17 protein-coding genes are annotated in these 19,197 nt (G+C 61.1%); 10 read left to right on the top strand and 7 right to left on the bottom strand.

Annotated features, from left to right (window positions below; all coding sequences use genetic code 11):
• The first annotated feature begins 61 nt into the window (after nucleotides 1-61).
• The 5 genes from C6V82_RS06635 to C6V82_RS06615 all read left to right on the top strand — a co-directional run bounded on the left by C6V82_RS06635 (nucleotide 62) and on the right by C6V82_RS06615 (nucleotide 4,346).
• Nucleotides 62-931 carry an acyltransferase gene (locus tag C6V82_RS06635; RefSeq protein ID WP_102586549.1) on the top strand — a complete coding sequence of 290 codons (870 nt, stop codon included), beginning with the start codon at nucleotides 62-64 and terminating at the stop codon, nucleotides 929-931.
• Nucleotides 880-1,839, top strand: a complete 960-nt coding sequence (locus tag C6V82_RS06630) for a LysM peptidoglycan-binding domain-containing protein (protein WP_102586550.1) — start codon at nucleotides 880-882, stop codon at nucleotides 1,837-1,839. Before C6V82_RS06635 ends, C6V82_RS06630 begins: the two co-directional genes overlap by 52 nt.
• A 132-nt stretch (nucleotides 1,840-1,971) precedes the next feature.
• Nucleotides 1,972-3,162, top strand: coding sequence for a glycosyltransferase family 4 protein (locus C6V82_RS06625; RefSeq protein WP_102586551.1), 1,191 nt, complete (start codon nucleotides 1,972-1,974; stop codon nucleotides 3,160-3,162).
• Nucleotides 3,134-3,676, top strand: a complete 543-nt coding sequence (locus C6V82_RS06620) for a phosphatase PAP2 family protein (RefSeq protein ID WP_102586552.1) — start codon at nucleotides 3,134-3,136, stop codon at nucleotides 3,674-3,676. The genes C6V82_RS06625 and C6V82_RS06620 overlap by 29 nt, the downstream gene beginning before the upstream one ends.
• A 46-nt stretch (nucleotides 3,677-3,722) precedes the next feature.
• The gene (locus C6V82_RS06615; protein WP_102586553.1) at nucleotides 3,723-4,346 is read left to right on the top strand and encodes an alpha-ketoglutarate-dependent dioxygenase AlkB family protein; all 624 of its coding nucleotides are present in this window, start codon (nucleotides 3,723-3,725) and stop codon (nucleotides 4,344-4,346) included.
• A 94-nt stretch (nucleotides 4,347-4,440) separates the two neighbouring features.
• Here the strand turns inward: C6V82_RS06615 and C6V82_RS06610 are convergent, their stop codons facing one another.
• The 5 genes from C6V82_RS06610 to C6V82_RS06590 form a co-directional block, all read right to left on the bottom strand.
• Complete coding sequence (locus C6V82_RS06610; protein ID WP_102586554.1) at nucleotides 4,441-5,316, bottom strand: glycine betaine ABC transporter substrate-binding protein; 876 nt, start codon at nucleotides 5,314-5,316, stop codon at nucleotides 4,441-4,443.
• Between the two features lie 136 nt (nucleotides 5,317-5,452).
• Nucleotides 5,453-6,286: an ABC transporter permease gene (locus tag C6V82_RS06605; RefSeq protein ID WP_102586668.1), complete on the bottom strand. Its 834-nt coding sequence runs from the start codon at nucleotides 6,284-6,286 to the stop codon at nucleotides 5,453-5,455.
• A 5-nt stretch (nucleotides 6,287-6,291) separates the two neighbouring features.
• Nucleotides 6,292-7,494 carry a quaternary amine ABC transporter ATP-binding protein gene (locus C6V82_RS06600; protein ID WP_102586555.1) on the bottom strand — a complete coding sequence of 401 codons (1,203 nt, stop codon included), beginning with the start codon at nucleotides 7,492-7,494 and terminating at the stop codon, nucleotides 6,292-6,294.
• A 377-nt stretch (nucleotides 7,495-7,871) separates the two neighbouring features.
• The gene (gcvT, locus tag C6V82_RS06595) at nucleotides 7,872-8,984 is read right to left on the bottom strand and encodes a glycine cleavage system aminomethyltransferase GcvT (protein ID WP_102586556.1); all 1,113 of its coding nucleotides are present in this window, start codon (nucleotides 8,982-8,984) and stop codon (nucleotides 7,872-7,874) included.
• Nucleotides 8,985-9,073: 89 nt separating this feature from the next.
• Nucleotides 9,074-10,480, bottom strand: a complete 1,407-nt coding sequence (locus C6V82_RS06590; RefSeq protein WP_102586557.1) for an alanine/glycine:cation symporter family protein — start codon at nucleotides 10,478-10,480, stop codon at nucleotides 9,074-9,076.
• Between the two features lie 565 nt (nucleotides 10,481-11,045).
• Here C6V82_RS06590 and gcvH point away from each other — a divergent pair.
• The 4 genes from gcvH (at nucleotide 11,046) to sorU (ending at nucleotide 16,277) form a co-directional block, all read left to right on the top strand.
• Nucleotides 11,046-11,438, top strand: coding sequence for a glycine cleavage system protein GcvH (gcvH, locus tag C6V82_RS06585; RefSeq protein ID WP_102586558.1), 393 nt, complete (start codon nucleotides 11,046-11,048; stop codon nucleotides 11,436-11,438).
• Between the two features lie 96 nt (nucleotides 11,439-11,534).
• Complete coding sequence (gcvP, locus tag C6V82_RS06580; RefSeq protein ID WP_102586559.1) at nucleotides 11,535-14,429, top strand: aminomethyl-transferring glycine dehydrogenase; 2,895 nt, start codon at nucleotides 11,535-11,537, stop codon at nucleotides 14,427-14,429.
• A 232-nt stretch (nucleotides 14,430-14,661) separates the two neighbouring features.
• Nucleotides 14,662-15,876, top strand: coding sequence for a SorT family sulfite dehydrogenase catalytic subunit (gene sorT / locus C6V82_RS06575; RefSeq protein ID WP_102586560.1), 1,215 nt, complete (start codon nucleotides 14,662-14,664; stop codon nucleotides 15,874-15,876).
• 74 nt (nucleotides 15,877-15,950) lie between these two features.
• Nucleotides 15,951-16,277, top strand: coding sequence for a SorU family sulfite dehydrogenase c-type cytochrome subunit (gene sorU / locus C6V82_RS06570; RefSeq protein WP_219724465.1), 327 nt, complete (start codon nucleotides 15,951-15,953; stop codon nucleotides 16,275-16,277).
• Nucleotides 16,278-16,288: 11 nt separating this feature from the next.
• On the opposite strand, the gene C6V82_RS06565 is transcribed toward sorU, so the two are convergent.
• Nucleotides 16,289-17,203, bottom strand: coding sequence for a LysR family transcriptional regulator (locus tag C6V82_RS06565; protein ID WP_102586670.1), 915 nt, complete (start codon nucleotides 17,201-17,203; stop codon nucleotides 16,289-16,291).
• Nucleotides 17,204-17,424: 221 nt separating this feature from the next.
• On the opposite strand from C6V82_RS06565, the gene ppnN reads away from it, so the two are divergent.
• On the top strand, nucleotides 17,425-18,786 hold the full coding sequence (ppnN, locus tag C6V82_RS06560; RefSeq protein WP_102586561.1) for a nucleotide 5'-monophosphate nucleosidase PpnN: 1,362 nt from the start codon (nucleotides 17,425-17,427) through the stop codon (nucleotides 18,784-18,786).
• Nucleotides 18,787-18,826: 40 nt separating this feature from the next.
• Here ppnN and C6V82_RS06555 read toward each other — a convergent pair whose 3' ends face one another.
• Nucleotides 18,827-19,195 carry a hypothetical protein gene (locus tag C6V82_RS06555; protein ID WP_102586562.1) on the bottom strand — a complete coding sequence of 123 codons (369 nt, stop codon included), beginning with the start codon at nucleotides 19,193-19,195 and terminating at the stop codon, nucleotides 18,827-18,829.
• Nucleotides 19,196-19,197: the final 2 nt, after the last annotated feature.

Genomic DNA, 19,197 nt, shown 5'->3' with positions numbered 1-19,197 from the left:
GATCCTCACCCGTATACGAGCACGCATGCAAGCGTCCGGGAAACGACACGGAGAGATCGACATGTCGACCCTCAAGGGTCTCGTCAGCATCCTGCTGCTGGTAGTCACCACCCTGTCCTGGGGCGTACCGCTCGTCGCACTCACTCTTGTCAAGCTCGTGACACCGGGCCGTCGCCTGCGGCGTATCGTGCTCAAGGGCCTGAACGGCGTTGCGCTCAACTGGGTCGGCACCAATCTATGGTGGATCCGGCGTTGGCTGAATCCACCTCTTGAAACACGGCTTCCCGATGAATTGACGCGTGAGCAGTGGTGGCTGGTGCTCTCCAACCACCGCAGTTACACCGATATCTTCTTGCTGTTTCTTGCCCTGCATCGTCGCATCCCGATGCCGCATTTCTTCGTCAAGAGGCAGTTGATCTGGATTCCCATCGTTGGCCTGGCGTTCTGGGCAATGGAATTCCCGATGTTGCGGCGACTGACCCGCGAGCAACGCGAACGCAATCCGCATCTGGCCAGGCGTGATCAGGAAGCCACCGAGCGCATGTGCCGCCATGCCCGGGAGCGTCCAATCGCCATCTATAATTTCGTCGAAGGCACCCGCTTCACCCCGGTCAAGCAAGCAGCACAGGGCTCGCCCTATCGGCACCTGCTGAAACCACGTGCCGGCGGTATCGCCCAGGTCTTGAGCCTGCTCGGTGACAGGCTTGGCGGCATTCTCGATGTCACGCTTCACTACACCAACCCACGCCCCACCTTCTGGGGCTTTCTGTGTGGACGTGAAGCCCCTGTCACACTGCAAGCCCGCCGCCTGGAAGTTCCCGACTGGATGCTCGACGGCAACTATCACGACGACCCTGACTATAAGGAACGCTTCCACTCATGGCTCAACGCCCTGTGGCAGGAAAAGGACGACGCGCTCTCACGCTCCTGATCATCGCCATGCTGCTCGGTGGATGCGCCGCAAGCCCCGACCATTCGACGCATGACGATTCACCAACGGCCACCACGACCAGCAGCTGGGTAAGCGTCCAGCGCGGCGACACCCTTGGCGTAATCGCAAGGCGTGGTGGCGTGCCTCTCGAGCGCCTGCAACGCTTCAACCCGGAGGCCGACTCGCGGCGCCTGGCGGTCGGCCAGCGGCTGTTGATGCCGACTCAAAGAGAGCGAGCCCCCTCCGGTGGCCCGTATCGCTATGAAGTTCGACCGGGGGATACCTATTCGAGCATCGCCCGTCACCTGCAGACCCGCGCCTCTCGCATCCAGCAGGCGAACCCTGGCATCCAGCCGACAGCATTGCGTGTAGGCCAGATCATCCAGGTTCCAGTGAGCAGTGGCACGGCCAGCACTGCGTCCAGCGGCAACCGCACTAGCGGGCAGAGCGCGGCCTCCTCGAGCGCCCGCTCCGCGAAAGCTACCCCGCCCAAGGCTTCCGCCAGTTCCCCTGCCCCTGACAAGCTGCCCGGAAAGGCTCGCGATTGGCCATGGCCGCTGGACGACTACCGCGTTGTGCGTGGCTTCGGCACCGACAGTCGCGGCACCTTGCAACCCATGCTTCTGGCCGGCAGCCGAGGCTCACAAGCCAAGTCGGTTGCCGACGGAGAAGTGCGTTTCGCCGACAACATGCGTCAACTCGGCCAAGTCGTGATCGTGCACCATCCCGATAACCTGCAGAGTGTCTACGCGTTGTGCGAAAAGCCGCTGGTCGGCAGTGGTGACAAGGTGAAACGTGGAACGCCTGTGTGTGACGTCGGCTTGAGTTCCGCCACCGAGCGCTATGATTTGCTGTTCGACCTGCGACAAGGCGGCAAGCCCATCGACCCAAGAAAGGTACTGCGCTGACAAGGCTGCTGGGCTGAGCCCGATCGAAAGCGTCACCGACCGGTCACCCGGATGTCGCTTCGCTGTCATGGGGATACGGCATTCTCGTTGCTGACAGGACCCCTGTTGGTCCGCTACACAACGAGGAATGCCATGCGCATTTGCCTGGTCAGCGAGACCTGGTCTCCCGACATCAATGGCGTGGCCCACACCCTGGGGCACCTTGCCGTTGAATTGCGCGCAAGAGGCTGCCGGCTGCAACTGATCCGCCCGCAACCGGCACGCTCACCCGGCGAGTCTCCACCTGACACCGCAACCAGGCCAACGCGGACCGCAGGCATGGAAGCGGAGCTTCAGGTGCGCCCAGTCGCGGTTCCAGGCTATCGCGAAGTGCGTATCGGCATGCCCGCTACCCGTCGGATCACCCGCCTGTGGCGCGAACAACGCCCCGACGTGATTTATCTTGCGACACAGGGGCCGCTTGGCTGGTCGGCCCTGCGCGCGGCAAGGCGCATGGCCATTCCGGTAGTGACCGGATGGCACACCAACTTCGACCATTACTGCCGGGACTACGGAGTTGCCTGGCTCGCACCCTTCGTCACCCGTCGCCTGCGAACCTTTCATAATCGCGGCGCCGCCACTCTGGTACCCACCCATCAGCAGGCCACTGAACTGGGCGCCAAGGGATTCGAGAACCTTCGAGTGATGGCGCGCGGCATCGAAGGGGAGCGTTACTCGCCTGCCTTTCGTGACACGGCACTGCGACGCCAATGGGGAGCCGATGAGCATCGACCCGTCGCGCTCTACGTAGGCCGCCTTGCCGCAGAAAAGAATCTCACCCTGCTGCGCGATACCCTGCTGGCCATGCAGGCCGCTCGTCCCGACCTCGTGCTGGTGGTGGTGGGCGACGGCCCTGGCAGGCGCGCTCTGCAGCAGGCACTGCCTAGTGCCCATTTCACCGGCTTCATCGATCGGCAAGACCTGATTCGCCACTATGCCAGCGCCGATCTCTTCATTTTCCCCTCGCTGTCGGAAACCTGGGGCAATGTGGTGCTCGAGGCCATGGCAAGCGGGCTCGCGGTGGTGGCTTTTCGGCATGCCGCCGGCGCCGAGTTGATTGACCACGACAGCCATGGGTTGTGCCTGCCAGTGGATGATCCTGACGGCTTCCGCGATGCCGCCGTGACGCTCTGCCAACAGCCGGCTCGCTATGCTCGCCTGGGCCGAGCCGCTCGCCAGCGAGCCCTCCATTACACCTGGCCCGCAATCACCGATGACTTTGTTTCCGCCCTCGTTCATGCCCGGGAGAACGCCAATGAAACCGCGCGCACCTGCCGTATTTGACCGGCTCGACCTCGTCGAGTGGCAACTTTGCCAGCAAATCGGCCGACTGAACTTCTATCGGCCTTGGCTCGCTGCGCTCCGCCTTGCCAGCAAGCTGGGCGACTGGCCCGTCTGGGTGGCACTGATTCTGGCCCAACCGTGGATCGCACAGCAGGAGCCGGGGCTGCGCATCGCGCAATACACACTGACCGCCGGTATCGCGATCATCGTCTACCGCCTGCTCAAGACACGGCTGTGCCGCGAGCGGCCATTCATCACCTTTCATACCGCCATCACCTGCACCGAACCCGCCCGCGACCGCTACAGTTTTCCCAGTGGGCACACCATGCATGCCGTGATGTTCTGTGTGCTCACCTCGGTACACGCCCCCTGGCTGTTACCCATGCTGATTCCCCTTGCGCTGATGATCGCGATCTCCCGCGTGGGACTTGGACTGCACTATCTCAGCGATGTCCTGGCGGGCGCGATGCTGGGATTGGCCTTCGCTCAACTGAGCCTGGCCATCGGCGGCTGAACACCCATCTGTGGTCGTATCACGAGGGCCATGGCATGCTGATGGCATGCCAGATACCCCAACGAAAGCCGTCACGGAACGCCTGCTTGAGACCCCGTCGCTGTTGCGACTTGCTCCGCTTCTGGGAGAGCCGCGTGCGAGCCACATGCTGGCATGCCTGAGCCACGATCTCGCCTGGCAACGCCCGCACCTGCGACTGTACGGTCGTGAACACCCCATTCCGCGCCAGCAGGTCTGGATGGGGGATGTCGGCTATCGTTATTCGGGGCAAGACTTCACACCCGACCCCTGGCATCCCGCGGTACTGGCGCTCAGGCAGGCCGTGGTCGAGCGGCTTGCCAATGCCGGCATTCGGGCACGCTTCAATAGCGTGTTGCTAAACCGCTATGCCGATGGCCAGGACCGCATGGGCTGGCACAGCGACGACGAAACTGAACTCGGGCCAGAACCACTGATCGCCGCGGTGAGCCTTGGATGCGAACGACCGCTGCGCTTTCGCTGGCGCGACAAGCGTCAAGCGCCCTTCAATGTATGGCTGCCGCATGACAGCCTGCTGGTGATGGGACGAGGCGTACAACGCCAGTTACAGCACGCCCTGTTGCCGAGGAAAGTGCCCGGCGTGCGAATCAGCCTGACGTTTCGTTGGGTACACCCAAGCCAGATGCAGTGAAGACGCGAGGCAAGGCGGCATGCAAAACAGCGCGGGGAGGCATTGGCATGCCTCCCCGCGCGCTTTACACGTACTTGTGTGGGTTCCGCTCGTCTTACTCGGCGGCGGAAAGCCACTCACTGACAACGTCCTGGTTGTCCTCGACCCACGTCTTGGCGTTCTCGTAGGGATCGGCGTCGTCTTCCTGATTCATCAGCATGACTTCGCCCATCTGCTCGGGCGTCCACTCGAAGGCATCCAGGATGGCGTATGCCTCCGGCATGTCCTCGTCGAGCCCTTGACGAACCACCGTGTGGATCTGCTCGGCGCCACCATAAACGTTCTCGGGATCCTCAAGATACTTGACGTCCCAGCGAGCGAATTTCCAGTGCGGCGTCCAGCCCGTGACGACGATGTCTTCCTCATTACGGATGGCATTCGCCAGGGCTGCGGTCATGGTAGCACCACTGCCGCTGCGCAAAGAGAGGTCGAGGTCGTAGGTCTCGACCACTTCCTCGGTCAAACTCATCAGGCCGGCGCCGGGGTCGATGCCGATGATTTCGCCGTTGAACGCATCGGCGTTGTCATTGAGCTCGTCAATGGAATCGACATCGGTGTAGGCCGGAACCACCAGGCCTAGCTTGGTACCATCGAGGTTGACGCCGAGGTCGTCCACGTCATCTTCCACGCGTTCCATGTAATCGGCGTGGGTGGTGGGCAGCCAGGCGGCCACGATGGCATCGGCATCACCCGTGCCCAGCGACTGCCACATGGCGGCGGCGGACAGTGAGGTCATCTCGACCTCATAGCCGGCTTGTTCCAGCACGGCGCGTACCACGTTGGTGGAGGCGACCTCGGAAGACCACTCGACGTATGTGAGATGGACACTGCCCTTGTCCTGGGCCTGAGCGGCGCCGGCGGCAAGGCCTGCACCAGCGATCAGTGCCAGGCTGGCAAAACGGATGTGACGGCTAAGCGGCTGCTTGAGCATCAATCTACCTCTTTTGTGGTATGACAGTACGACAGTGGAGGTAGCCAATGGAGAATTCAACCGTTGTGGTCAACGGAGACTCCCCTGGACCACTCGCTGATCGATGGCAAGTAATCCAATGACGACCTCCTTCGGATCAGGACTTGCGCGTCTTGCGCATTGACTGGGTCAGCCGGTCGAGCAGCATGGCAAGGATCACCACCGCGATGCCTGCCTCGAAACCATCGCCAGGACGCAGACGCTGAATGGCGCGCCAGACTTCGCTGCCCAGACCATCGGCACCGATCATCGCGGCGATGACCACCATCGACAAGGCCAGCATGATCGTCTGGTTGATGCCGGCCATCACTGTGGGCAGCGACAGCGGCAATTGCACCTTGAGAAGCTTTTGGCGACGCGTGGCACCATAGGCGTCGGCGGCCTCGATCAACTCCAGCGGCACCTGGCGGATCCCCAGCGTCGTGAAGCGAATTGCCGGCGGCATGGAAAAGATCACCGTGGCGAAAATCGCCGAGACCGAACCGATACCGAAAAAGGGAATCGCCGGGATCAGATAAACGAACGCAGGCATCGTCTGCATGAAGTCGAGTACCGGCATGATCGTCTTGTAGAGCCGCTCGGAGAGTGCCGCGGCGATACCCACCGGGATCGCGATGACGACGGCCACCATTGTCGCGATCACCACCAGGGTGAGCGTTTCGATCATCGGCTCCCACAGCCCCAGATTCCAGATCAGCGCCAGGCCGATCGCCGCACCGATACCCAGGCGCGTGCCGGCGGCTTTCCAGCACAACAAGGCAATGATGGCCAGCAGCGCCCAGGGGGGAATCCACATCATGGCGTCATTGAGGCCATTGATGCCGGTCTGTGTCACGCGGGAAATCGCCCGCGTGACGAGCGAGTATTCACTGGTCAGCCAGTTGAGGCCGCCCTCGATCCAATCGCCCAGGGGAATTCTTGGTATGTCGATTGCCATCAGTTGTCTCCTGCCTGTGCCAGTTGGTCGAGAACGCCGCCCTTGACCACGACGCCGAGCAGTCGCTGATCGTCATCCACCACGGCGATGGGGAAGCTGCGTTCGCTGAACATCGCGAAGAGGTTATGCATCGGCTCGTCGGGTCCCACGGAGCGGAAATCCTGGGTCATGGAGTCGCGGATGGTGTCCTTGCCATCCTTGCTGGCCCGATCGGCGGCATCGACATCCACCAGCCCCAGGAGCTTGCGATCACGGCTGGTGACGTAGATCGAGTCGATTGAATTTTCCTTCATCTTGCGCAACACCGTGCGTGGGCCATCGTCTTCGCGGGCGATGGCGCGAACCGGACGCATGGCACTTTCGGCCGTCAAGATGCGTGACTTGTCGACCCCCTCGATGAAGCGGCGGACATAATCGTCGGCGGGCTGGGTAAGGATCTCTTCGGGAGTGCCGATCTGGACCACTTCCCCGTCCTTGAGCAACACGATGCGATCACCGATGGTCAGTGCTTCATCCAGGTCATGGGTGATGAACACAGTGGTCTTTTGCATGCGGCTCTGGAGTTCAAGCAGTTCCTGTTGCATGTCGCCACGAATCAACGGGTCGAGTGCGGAAAAGGCTTCGTCCATGAGAAGCACGGTGGCGTCGTTGGCCAGTGCCCTGGCCAGGCCTACACGCTGCTGCATGCCACCGGAAAGCTGGTTGGGCAAGGCATCTTCCCAGCCTTCAAGGCCCACCTGCTTGAGGGCATTTCGTGCGGTCTCGGCGCTTTGCCTCTTGTCGACGCCACGAACCTCCAGCCCGAACTCGGCATTCTGCTGGACCGTGCGGTGGGGAAACAGGGCGAAATTCTGGAACACCATGGAGAAGTGGCGACGACGGCATTCCAGCAGCGCCTTGTCGCCCAGCTCGGGAATGTTTTCGCCATCGATGACGATTTCCCCCTCGGTGGGTTCGATCAACCGATTCAGACAGCGAATCAAGGTTGACTTGCCGGAACCCGACAGCCCCATGATGACGAGCAACTCACCTTCGTGGACATCGAAATTGATATTCGACAAGCCGAGCGTCTGGCCCGTCTTCTCGAAAATATCGGCACGGCGCAATCCTTGATCACGCATCTCCAGGGCTTTCTTCGGGTTGTTGCCGAAGACTTTGGTCAGGTTGCGAACCCGAATCTTGACATTGCGGTTCTCGTTCATTGACTAAGCCTATTTTGTCAGCTCCCCTCATCACGCAAGCGCGCTCGAGGGATCGAGTGTCGAGACATGGCTCCATGGTGCCATTGTGGCTTTGGGCGCCAGTGAAGGCTCAAAGCGGCCTACCTTATTGAATTTCAACCAATCATACAAATGCGCTGCGTTGCAGCATGGTGGTATGCCTGCGCTTGGTTCGTACCGGCGTCAGTGTCGGACCTGCCTAAGAGTGCGCGTTGTCGCCGTTGGTTAGCGTGATTCTGATCCAGAAAGATAACGGTATAAATATTTCAGACAAGCGCAACGGATCCTGCGCCTCGACACGGGATCCATTGTCATTTCGCGGGAGGAAGGAACGCGACGTTACCACGCCGCGTCAAGCATTAACCGCGGTGATAACCGGGGGTGATGAAGGGTGTCTTGCTCACCGTCATTGGCAGGCGCTTGCCTCGCACTTCGGCATATACGGTGGTTCCCGGCTCGGCAAGCTCGATGCTGACATAACCCATGGCCACCGGGCTTCCCACTGTCGGGCCGAAACCACCCGAGGTCACGACACCGACATGACGGTCTTCGGCATCGAAGAGGTACGCTCCTTCGCGCACCGGAGCACGCCCTTCTCCCAGCAGGCCGACCCGCTTGCGGCGATGGTCCTTTTTCTCCACCTGGTGGAGAATCAGATCCGCACCCGGGAAGCCGCCCGGGCGCTCACCACCGCGCCGCCGCGCTTTGCCGATCGCCCAGATCAAGCCCGCTTCCACTGGCGTTGTCGTGGTATCGATGTCGTGGCCATACAGGCACAGGCCAGCCTCGAGACGCAGCGAGTCCCGCGCACCAAGGCCAATCGCCTCCACCTCCGCCTCGGCCAGCAGACGACGCGCCAGGGCCTCGGCTTGATCGGCGGGAACCGAAATCTCGAAACCATCCTCGCCGGTGTAGCCACTGCGGCTGATCCATACCGGGATGCCATCGATGCTGAAATGGCCATGCTGCATGAAGACCAGTTCACAGGCCTCGGGACACAGCCTCGACATGACGTCTGCCGTCTTCGGCCCCTGCAGCGCCAGCAGACCACGGTCGAGCACCTCGACCTCGTGGCTCTCGGGAATGCCCCTGCGTAAATGAGCGATGTCCTGATCCTTGCAGGCGGCATTGACCACCAGGTAAAGGTGGTCGCCGGCATTGACCACCATCAGGTCATCGAGGATTCCGCCCTCCTCGGCCGTGAACAGCGCATAACGCTGCATGCCCTCGGGCAGGCCGAGAATGTCGGCGGGCACCAGGGTTTCCAGCGCCTCGCCCGGTGCCGGGCCGCGCAGCAACACCTGCCCCATGTGAGAGACGTCGAACAGCCCACAGGCGGCACGGGTGTGCTCGTGTTCCTTCTTCACGCCGAGCGAATACTGGACCGGCATATCGTAACCAGCAAAGGGCACCATCTTCGCCCCCAGCTCCATATGCAGGCCATGCAGCGGCGTGCGGTTGAGATCGCTCATCTCGTCTCCCTCAATGGTTGGTGGATGGATCGGGTCAAAATACGAGAGGTGCCCACCTGGGGCACCTCACACACGCGATCGATACTCGATCAGTGCTTGTCGTGGTCCAGCTCCTCTCCTGGCAATACATCCTTGCCATCGAAGTAGTCACGCGCCAGCTTGAAGACCACCGGCGACAGCAGCGCCAGGGCAATCAGGTTGGGGATGGCCATCATCGCGTTGAAGGTATCGGCCATCAACCAGATGAAACCAAGGTTGGCCATGGCACCCAACGGAATCGCCAGTACGAACAGTACCCGATAGAGCATGATCGAGCCTGTACCGAACAGGAACTGGAAGCACTTCTCGCCGTAGAACGACCAGCCCAGAATGGTAGTGAAGGCGAATACGGCCAATGCCAGTGCCACGATCTGGTTACCGAACCCGGGCAATGCCGCATCGAACGACAGCGCAGTCAGGGAAGCCCCCGCTTCGCCATCCACCCAGACCGTCGAGGTCAAGATCACCAACGCCGTGACCGTGCATACCAGGATGGTATCGATGAATGTGCCGAGCATGGCAATCAGCCCCTGGCGTACCGGGTTCTTGGTCTGGGCCGCAGCATGGGCGATTGGGGCACTGCCAAGACCTGCCTCATTGGAGAAGATACCCCGCGCGACACCGAAGCGGATCGCCGCCATGACCGCCGCTCCAGCAAAGCCACCCATAGCCGCATGCGGGTTGAAGGCATAGTAGAAGATCATGCTGAATGCCTCACCCAGCTGGCCAGCGTTGATGAACAGAACCAGAAGGCCGGCCACGACATAGGCAATCCCCATGATCGGCACCAGCTTGCCGGCCACCTTGCCGATCCGCTTGATCCCACCCAGTATGACCGCACCGGCCAGTACCATCAGCACCACGCCGGTCAACCAGGCAGGAATCCCGAAGGTGGAGTTCATGGCATCGGCCACCGAGTTGGATTGCACGGTATTGCCGATACCAAACGCCGCTACCGCCGCGAAGAACGCGAACACACCACCAAGCCACAGCCACTTGCGTCCCAGGCCATTCTTGATATAGAACATCGGCCCGCCGACGTGGTAGCCGGTGCTGTCCGTCTCGCGGTAGCGCACGGCCAACACCGCCTCGGCGAACTTGGTGGCCATGCCTACCAGGGCGGTGATCCACATCCAGAACACCGCGCCTGGACCACCCAGAGCAATGGCCGTGGCAACGCCTGCGATATTGCCCGTTCCGATGGTGGCGGAAAGCGCGGTCATCAAGGCGTTGAAGGGCGAGATTTCACCATCCTTATCATCGGATGCGGCCTCACCCTTGGCTACCTTGCGATCGCGCCCCGCCCACATCAACTTGAAGCCGGTTCCCAGCTTGCGAATCGGCATCAGCTTGAGACCGATCTGCAGGTACAAACCCACCCCAAGCAGCAGGATCAGCATGAGTGGCCCCCAGACCACCCCATTGATTGCACCGAAAATACTGTTCAAGGTTTCCACGAGAATCTCCCTTTTCGCTTGTTGTTGTGCCTTGAGCACTACTGGCGACATCGCCAGACCAGTGGATTATGCCGTTTAACGTCGGTCTTATCGAGTTATCACTACAGCAAGCTTGCGTAACATAGCGGATCCTGGCCCCGAACATCGCTCAAGTGGTCGCATGCGCTGCCCCGCTTAGCAGGCAAATCCGCCCGAGGTCTGTTTCCTATCGGAAACTTGCATCCCCTCCTCCTGCTGCCAAACTCCATCAACATTCGCATCGATCTCCCCTGGGCCGCCCCGGTTGGCAAGCCTTGGTGAACGCAGCGCCACCTATAGCGTAGGAAGGCCATGGGCAGACGTCGATGATGGCGTCTAGAGTTCTTGCGATGGCCTGCCGGCGGCAGACAATCGGTCAAGGGACACAATCTTGGCACTGGACGATATCACCCTGGCGAGCCACCCTGAACGACGGCATGGGTCCCGGCAGTGCTGCATGACGACATGCCAAGGCGGACTCGCCAAACGTCGCCAATGGCGTTAGCATTCGCGAATCCAGAAAACCTTTTTCGTATAGGAAAACGAGATGAGCTCAATTCCCGCCAACCTGCGCTATGCCGAGAGTCATGAATGGGTGCTGGACAACGGTGACGGCACCGTGACCATCGGCATCACCGACCACGCCCAGGAGGCGTTGGGTGACGTGGTGTTCGTCGAACTGCCAGAGGTAGGCCGTTCACTCGAGCACAAGGAAGAGTTCGGTGTCATCGAGTCGGTCAAGGCCGCCTCCGATCTCTATGCACCTGTGGCCGGTGAGATCATCGAGGTCAACGACGCACTGGAAGACGCCCCCGAAACCGTCAACGAATCGCCCTATGAAGATGGCTGGATCATGAAGGTTCGGGTGAGCGACACGGCTGACCTCGATGCATTGATGGATGCCGATGGCTACCAGGCCGTGGTAGACAGCGACGACTGATCGCACAACGCCTCTGCTCCCCGGTCGTCTGGCCGGGGCTTTCCATTTCCGACCCGGTCGCTTGCGACCGGCTCCGTTACACGTACAGGGTGTTCCATGGCTTTCGACAACCGCCGCCTGGCCGATCTGGCCGCTCATGATGCCTTCATCCAACGCCACAACGGCCCCGGTGACGAGGATGTCGCCACCATGCTGGCAAGCCTGGACATGGACAGTCTGGACACCCTGGTGCAACGCACGGTGCCTGCGGACATCCGCATGGACCGCGAACTGAATCTCGATCCCCCGCGCAGCGAGGCGGAGGCACTCGATTACCTCAAGCGCCTGGCCCGGCAGAATCGCGTGGCCAAGAGCTACATCGGCCAAGGCTACCATGACACTCACCTGCCTCAGGTCATCCAGCGCAACGTGCTCGAGAACCCTGGCTGGTACACGGCCTACACCCCTTACCAGCCCGAAATCGCCCAGGGTCGTCTCGAGGGATTGCTCAACTTCCAGCAGATGGTCATGGACCTTACGGGCATGGATCTCGCCAATGCCTCGCTGCTCGATGAAGCCACCGCCGCCGCTGAGGCCATGGCGCTATGCCGTCGGGCCAACAAGAAGGCGAAGAGTGACGTGTTCTTCATTGCCGATAACGTACTGCCCCAGACCCTGGATGTGGTGCGCACCCGTGCGGCCTACTTCGGCTTCGAACTGCTGGTCGCGCCGGTGGAGGAACTTGCCGACGCCGATGTCTTCGGCGCACTGCTGCAGTATCCTGGCGATGGCGGCCAGGTAAGGGATATGGCGCCGTTGCTCGAAGCCGCCAAGGATCGGGGCGTGATGACCTGTGTTGCCGCCGATATCATGAGCCTGGTGCTGCTCAAGGAGCCTGGCGCCCTGGGCGCCGATATCGTGGTGGGCTCCAGCCAGCGTTTCGGGGTGCCAATGGGCTATGGCGGTCCGCATGCCGCTTTCTTCGCCACCACCGACAAGCTCAAGCGTTCGATCCCTGGACGTATTATCGGCGTCTCACGCGATACCCGCGGCAACCCCGCACTGCGCATGGCCATGCAGACCCGCGAGCAGCACATCCGCCGCGAAAAGGCCACGTCCAACATCTGTACCGCCCAGGCGTTGCTTGCCAACATTGCGGGGTTCTATGCCGTCTACCATGGCGCCGAAGGCCTGCGCACCATCGCTGGGCGCATTCACCGGCTGACCACACTGCTGGCCATGGGGCTTGAGGAAAAGGGTGTGGCATTGGCGCACGACAGCTGGTTCGACACCTTGCGCCTGACCGGTGTCGATGCCGGCAAGATTCATGGCCGCGCCATGACCCACGAGATCAATCTGCGCTACTTCCCGGGTGGCGACGTGGCGGTCAGCCTCGACGAAACCACCACCGCACATGATCTCGATACGCTCTTCGATGTGCTGCTCGGCGAGGAACATGGCCTGTCGGTCAGCGGACTGGACGAACGCGCCATTGCGGAATCGCGCACCGGGATTCCCGCCGCCTGTCGTCGCGAGTCCGCCTTCCTGACCCATCCGACCTTTCAGCGTTACCGCAGCGAGACCGAGATGCTGCGCTATCTCAAGCGCCTCGAGAACAAGGACCTCTCGCTGACCCACGCGATGATTCCGCTGGGGTCCTGCACCATGAAACTCAACGCAACAAGCGAAATGGTGCCGATCACCTGGCCGGAGTTTGCCGGCATCCACCCGTTCGCCCCGCGCGACCAGGTCGCTGGCTATCGGCAGATGATCGATGAATTGGCCGCATTTCTGGTGGAGATCACCGGCTACGACCACATTTCCATGCAGCCCAATTCGGGTGCCCAGGGCGAATATGCCGGGCTGGTGGCAATCCGCCGTTATCAGGCGTCGGTCGGCGAAGGGCATCGCGATGTCTGCCTGATCCCCAGCTCCGCCCACGGCACCAACCCGGCATCGGCTGCCATGGTGCAGATGAAGGTCGTGGTCGTTGAATGCGACACCTTCGGCAACATCGATCTGGCTGACCTGCGCCGCAAGGCGGAGGCCCACAGCGCCAATCTTTCCGCCATCATGATCACTTACCCTTCCACCCACGGGGTGTTCGAGCAGAGCGTGCGCGAGGTCTGCGAGATCGTTCACCAGCATGGGGGCCAGGTGTATGTCGATGGTGCCAACATGAATGCCCAGGTGGGCCTGACCCGCCCCGGCGACTTCGGCGGTGATGTCAGCCATCTCAATCTGCACAAGACCTTCTGTATTCCCCACGGCGGCGGCGGCCCGGGCATGGGCCCGATCGGCGTCAAGGCACACCTGGCGCCTTTCGTCTCCAACCACGTGGTGACCCCGATCGACGGCGTCAATGCCGATTGCGGGGCGGTTTCCGCGGCGGCATTTGGCAGCGCGGCGATCCTGCCTATCTCCTGGGCCTATATCAAGATGATGGGCGCCAAGGGGCTACGGCGCGCCACCGAGCTTGCCATTCTCAACGCCAACTATGTGGCCAAGCGCCTGGAGGACCACTACCCGGTACTCTACAAGGGCGTCAACGGCACAGTGGCACACGAGTGCATCATCGACATCCGGCCGCTCAAGAGCAGTTCGGGTATCAGCGAGGAAGATATTGCCAAGCGCCTGATGGACTATGGATTTCACGCGCCTACCATGTCGTTCCCGGTGCCGGGCACGCTGATGATCGAGCCTACCGAATCGGAATCGCGTTACGAGATCGACCGTTTCTGTGACGCGATGATCGCGATTCGCGAGGAAATCGCCAACGTGGAGCGAGGCGAGTGGCCGGTCGACGACAATCCACTCACTCGCGCTCCGCATACCATGGCCGACCTGATGGACGCCGCCTGGAAGCGCCCCTACTCCCGTGAGCTGGGTGCCTTTCCAAGCCCTGCGGTCAAGGCCGCCAAAATCTGGCCCGCCGTCAACCGGGTCGATAATGTCTTTGGTGACCGTCAGCTGATCTGCTCCTGCCCGAGCATCGACGAGTACCGAGACTAAGACAGGTTGCCCAGAACCTGCGGCAACGCACCCCGTCTTGACTTAGCCCCGTCGAACGGGGCTTTTTTGTGCCTTGACCGTGGCACCAATAACTACTTATATAAATATGTTACATCCGTCTATCGTGCGGACCACACACGCCACTGACGTCCCTCCCCAGGATCTTTCTGCCGGCTTTATCTGCCTGGGTGATACCTCTCTACCAACAATGATAACCACCAGGAGACGCTAGATGTCCACGCAGCCCAGCGAAACGACAGCAACACTGGACAATCCAGCACGACGGCTGTTGCTGAAAGGCAGCGCCGGAGTGCTCGCGGCCTATGGCCTCATGCACCTGGTACCCACCAGCCGCGCCGACACACTCGAGACACTTCCCGATTACGTATCATGGAAGCGCCAGCAAGACCTGATCCTGCACGGCAGTGAAACGATAGAGACCCGGCGCGATGCCATTCGCAGCGGTGTGATCACGCCCTCACGCACACTGTTCGTACGCAATAACCTCCCTGCGCCAGATCCCGCGATCACCGAAGATCCGGATGCCTGGGAGATATCCATCGAAGGCGTCGGTAACCCACGCACCCTGAGCCTCGGCGAGCTCAAGAGGATGCAAGTGACATCCGTCGCCTCGGTGCTGCAATGTTCCGGCAATGGTCGCGCCTTTTTTCCGCATGGCGCGAGCGGCACCCAATGGAGTGTCGGTGCCGCCGGTTGCGTGGTGTGGACGGGGGTACCGCTCAAGGCCGTGATCGACGAACTCGGCGGCAGCGCCGACGGTGCCCGCTATATCACTGCCACGGGTGGCGAGACGATTCCAGAGGGGCTGGAACCCAAGGACATCATGGTCGAGCGCTCCATCCCTACGGAAGCACTGGAGTCCGCCCTGCTCGCCTGGGAAATGAATGATGAGCCCCTGGACCGCGCCCATGGCGGACCGTTACGCCTGGTGGTTCCTGGCTACTATGGTGTCAATAACGTCAAGTACGTCAGACAGCTGGCAATGACCGAAGAGCAAACGGACGCCAAGATCCAGGTATCGGGGTATCGGGTGCGTGATGTCGGCGTTTCCGGTTCGTCGGACCAGCCCTCCATGTGGGAAATGAATGTCAAATCCTGGGTCACACTGCCACTCGACACCACCCACGAAGGCCGCAACCTGATTTACGGGGTCGCCTTCGGAGGCACCAAGGCGATCGACAAGGTCGAGGTATCCGTTGACGGTGGTGAGTCCTGGCAAGAAGCTGAGATCATTGGTCCGGATCTTGGTCCCTACGCCTGGCGTCCCTTCGTACTGGCCACCGAATTATCATCAGGCGAACACCGCATCGTCTCGCGGGCCACCGATATGGATGGCAATAGCCAGCCGCGTGAGCGCACCGACAACGAACGTGGTTATGGCCATAATGGCTGGGAAGACCATGGGGTAAGCGTCAACGTTGGTTGACGATCTGGTGTGCGGCGTCAGCTGGCCAAGCGCCAGCCGTCGCCGCACGCTCCTATCCTTGACGAGAGCAACCGATGACCAAACCACCTGTGACATACCTGTTTTTAAGCGCCATGCTAGCCAGTGGTTCGACCCTGGCGGGAGACGATATGCTGGCGCTCGGCAAACAGGTCTTCACCGAGCAGGCCGCCCCTTCCTGCACTATATGCCATACATTATCCGATGCTGGATCCACTGGGGCCATTGGCCCTAATCTGGATGACCTCAAGCCGACTGCCGACATGGTGCGAAACGCTGTCAAGAACGGGGTCGGGGTGATGCCGGCTTACCGCGAATCCCTCGATGAAGCGCAGATCGACGCACTCGCCGCCTACCTCGTCAGCACTCAGAACGATGAATAGGTGGGATGAGTTCAATCCTGCCTCGACCACTCTGTGTAGCCATGCAGCGCCTGGCGGCGCTGCTCTCGGAAGTCCTCGAGCAGACGCGCGTAGCGGCGCGGTGTTTCCACTCCGGTACGGGTCACCAGGTGCAAGGATTCATGCACCGCCACCGGCAGATCGAGCTCCTTGACCTGGCGCTGCCAAGGCGAGGTCTCGAGCACCAACCGCGAGACGACGGTGAAACCGAGGCCTCGGGCCACCGCATCCAGTACCATCCCGACCTCATTGGTGAATCCCTGGCGGCGAAAATGGCTCATTGAACGGAATTCGTCCGGGAAATTGCTGCGCAACAGCGCACTGGCATGACTCGCCCCATCCGAATAGTTGATGAAGCCGATGCCCATCAATTCAGAAAGCCCCGTACCCACGAAATCCGCCGGGACAACAAGACATAGGGGCTCGCGATGCCAGGGTTCGACCTTCACGTCAGGCTGACGGATCTGCTCGGTGACGATGCCAAGATCAAAGCGGTCGGCAAGCACGTCCTGAACGATCTCTTGGTTGAAGGCAAAGCTGTAATTGACCGAAAGCCCAGGGTGCATCTGCTGCTGGCCGAGAATGAATGGGTACAGCATCAGACCCACGCTGCCTGGAGACGCCAACCGACACTCGCCGGAATACAGCGAATCGGCATCCAACGAGTGGCGAAACTGCTCATGCTCGGCAAACAACTTCAAGGCATAGTCATAAGCCCGTCGTCCAGCTTCAGTTAGCGTGAAGCGTCGGCCATGGCGCTCGAGCAACGACTTGTCGAGATACTTTTCCAGCTTGCGAACATGCTGACTTACCCCTGGCTGGGTCATCTCGAGGCGCCGTGCGGTCAGGGTAAAACTGCCGGTCTCGACCAGGGTGATGAAGGTGCGGAAATACAGAGCATTGAACATGGTGCGGAACGTCACTGACGATTTCCCGACCGTCAGTTGGGCGCGGGATTGAAGGCATCATGTTAGCAGCTCCGACCTGACGGTGCAGCGCTGCGCGAGTCACGGTGGCGTGGTAGCATCCGATACTATCCGTTCGAACCACGACCCTGGTCGAGCCTGGAGTTTCATGGACTCCGCTCTTGTACCCTACTCTGGTCTTGTACCTTACAAGGACGCTCTGAATGCCCAACACCATTTCCAGTATCATCTCCCCTGAAGGGAGCCTGGAGATCCTTTCCCAACACGAGGTCAGCCGTCTCCACGACACCTCGAAATCCGGCCTGCATGACCTGCTCCGGCGTTGTGCACTGGCGGTGCTCAACTGCGGCTCGCCAACCGATGACAGCGTCGCACTGATGGAGACCTACAAGGACTTCGACATCGAGGTGATTCCCCAGGATCGCGGCGTACGCTTGAAACTCACCAATGCGCCTGCCGAGGCCTTCGTCGACGGCAAGATGATCCGGGGCATCCGTGAGCACCTCTCGGCGATCCTGCGCGACATTGTCTATGTCTTCAACGAGATCCAGACCCAGCGTCGCTTCGACCTTGGCACTGCCGAAGGTACCACCAACGCGGTGTTCCACATCCTGCGCAAGGCCGGGACCCTGAAGCCCGGCCGCGACCCGAGCCTTGTGGTCTGCTGGGGCGGCCATTCGATCTCACGCGAAGAGTATGAGTACAGCAAGGACGTTGGTTACCACCTGGGGCTTCGCGAACTCGACATCTGTACCGGATGTGGCCCCGGGGCCATGAAGGGGCCCATGAAGGGCGCAAACGTCGCCCATGCCAAGCAGCGGCGACGCGAGGGGCGTTATCTTGGTGTGTCCGAACCGGGCATCATCGCCGCGGAAGCTCCGAACCCGATCGTCAATGAACTGGTGGTCATGCCGGATATCGAGAAGCGCCTAGAGGCCTTCGTGCGGCTGGGTCATGGCATCATCGTGTTTCCGGGCGGTGTCGGTACCGCCGAGGAGATCCTCTATCTACTGGGGATCCTGCTGCACCCAGCCAATAGCGATGTGGCGCTGCCGGTGGTCTTCACCGGGCCTGCCAACAGTGCCGACTATTTCAAGCGCATCGACGAGTTTCTCACCTACACCCTGGGTGAGCAGGTTCGCTCGCTTTACCAGATCATCATCGACGACCCCACCGACGTGGCAAGGCATATGCGCAAGGGTATCGACAAGGTGACCGAGGATCGCCGTGGTCGCCAGGATGCCTTCTACTACAACTGGCGGCTGGCCATCGACCGGCACTTCCAGGAACCTTTCGAGCCCACTCACGCAGCGATGTCGTCACTTGCCCTGCACCGCAACCAACCGGTTCATGAACTGGCGGCGAATCTGCGCCGAGCGTTTTCGGGGATTGTCGCCGGTAACGTCAAGGAACAGGGTATTCGCGCCATCAAGGCCAACGGCCCCTTTCGCCTGCATGCTGAACCCGAGTTGATGGCTCGCCTCGACGAACTTCTCGGCTCATTCGTCGCGCAGGGCCGCATGAAGCTGGATGGCGAGTACGAACCCTGCTACACCCTGGGCTGAGTCTCGCTAGAGTATGGCGTGATCCTGCGGGGGAGAGTCGTTATCCCTCGTAGGGTCGCACCCACAACCACAGGGCATGCAGCAGCAGCCCCAGTGTTGCTCCATGGGCCAGCAGCAACTGCCAGCTCAGCCAGTCGGAGAAAACGGCATGCCACGCCCCCATACCGAGCATCCCGGCAACGAGACACAGCCCCAGGCGCTTGAAGAGTTCGGGCAGACGCTGACGCGACGTGATGGACAGCATGCGCCAGTTAGCCACCGCCACGACAACGACAACGGCAAGCGCCACGAGGATAAGGTTCAGTCGCGTGGCGTGTCCGCCCGCTACATAGCGCGGCAGTGTCGCCAGCATCAAGCCGACCAGGCCAATCAGCAGGCTCAACCGCTCAGCCGTTGGTTGCGATCCCATCG

Source organism: Halomonas urumqiensis (assembly GCF_003028575.1).
GTDB classification, from domain to species: domain Bacteria; phylum Pseudomonadota; class Gammaproteobacteria; order Pseudomonadales; family Halomonadaceae; genus Halomonas; species Halomonas urumqiensis.
The sequence above is the reverse complement of the archived record's forward strand: the minus strand, read 5'-3'. Positions and strand labels throughout refer to the sequence as shown.

Excerpts from the sequence above, each read along its gene's own strand:
- C6V82_RS06600 (WP_102586555.1), bottom strand. The coding sequence starts at position 7,494 with ATGAACGAGAACCGCAATGTCAAGATTCGGGTTCGCAACCTGACCAAA.
- gcvH (WP_102586558.1), top strand. The coding sequence starts at position 11,046 with ATGAGCTCAATTCCCGCCAACCTGCGCTATGCCGAGAGTCATGAATGG.
- C6V82_RS06620 (WP_102586552.1), top strand. The coding sequence starts at position 3,134 with ATGAAACCGCGCGCACCTGCCGTATTTGACCGGCTCGACCTCGTCGAG.
- gcvT (WP_102586556.1), bottom strand. The coding sequence starts at position 8,984 with ATGAGCGATCTCAACCGCACGCCGCTGCATGGCCTGCATATGGAGCTG.
- C6V82_RS06610 (WP_102586554.1), bottom strand. The coding sequence starts at position 5,316 with ATGCTCAAGCAGCCGCTTAGCCGTCACATCCGTTTTGCCAGCCTGGCA.
- C6V82_RS06630 (WP_102586550.1), top strand. The coding sequence starts at position 880 with ATGGCTCAACGCCCTGTGGCAGGAAAAGGACGACGCGCTCTCACGCTC.
- C6V82_RS06635 (WP_102586549.1), top strand. The coding sequence starts at position 62 with ATGTCGACCCTCAAGGGTCTCGTCAGCATCCTGCTGCTGGTAGTCACC.
- C6V82_RS06625 (WP_102586551.1), top strand. The coding sequence starts at position 1,972 with ATGCGCATTTGCCTGGTCAGCGAGACCTGGTCTCCCGACATCAATGGC.
- ppnN (WP_102586561.1), top strand. The coding sequence starts at position 17,425 with ATGCCCAACACCATTTCCAGTATCATCTCCCCTGAAGGGAGCCTGGAG.
- C6V82_RS06615 (WP_102586553.1), top strand. The coding sequence starts at position 3,723 with ATGCCAGATACCCCAACGAAAGCCGTCACGGAACGCCTGCTTGAGACC.
- sorT (WP_102586560.1), top strand. The coding sequence starts at position 14,662 with ATGTCCACGCAGCCCAGCGAAACGACAGCAACACTGGACAATCCAGCA.
- sorU (WP_219724465.1), top strand. The coding sequence starts at position 15,951 with ATGACCAAACCACCTGTGACATACCTGTTTTTAAGCGCCATGCTAGCC.
- C6V82_RS06555 (WP_102586562.1), bottom strand. The coding sequence starts at position 19,195 with ATGGGATCGCAACCAACGGCTGAGCGGTTGAGCCTGCTGATTGGCCTG.
- gcvP (WP_102586559.1), top strand. The coding sequence starts at position 11,535 with ATGGCTTTCGACAACCGCCGCCTGGCCGATCTGGCCGCTCATGATGCC.
- C6V82_RS06565 (WP_102586670.1), bottom strand. The coding sequence starts at position 17,203 with ATGTTCAATGCTCTGTATTTCCGCACCTTCATCACCCTGGTCGAGACC.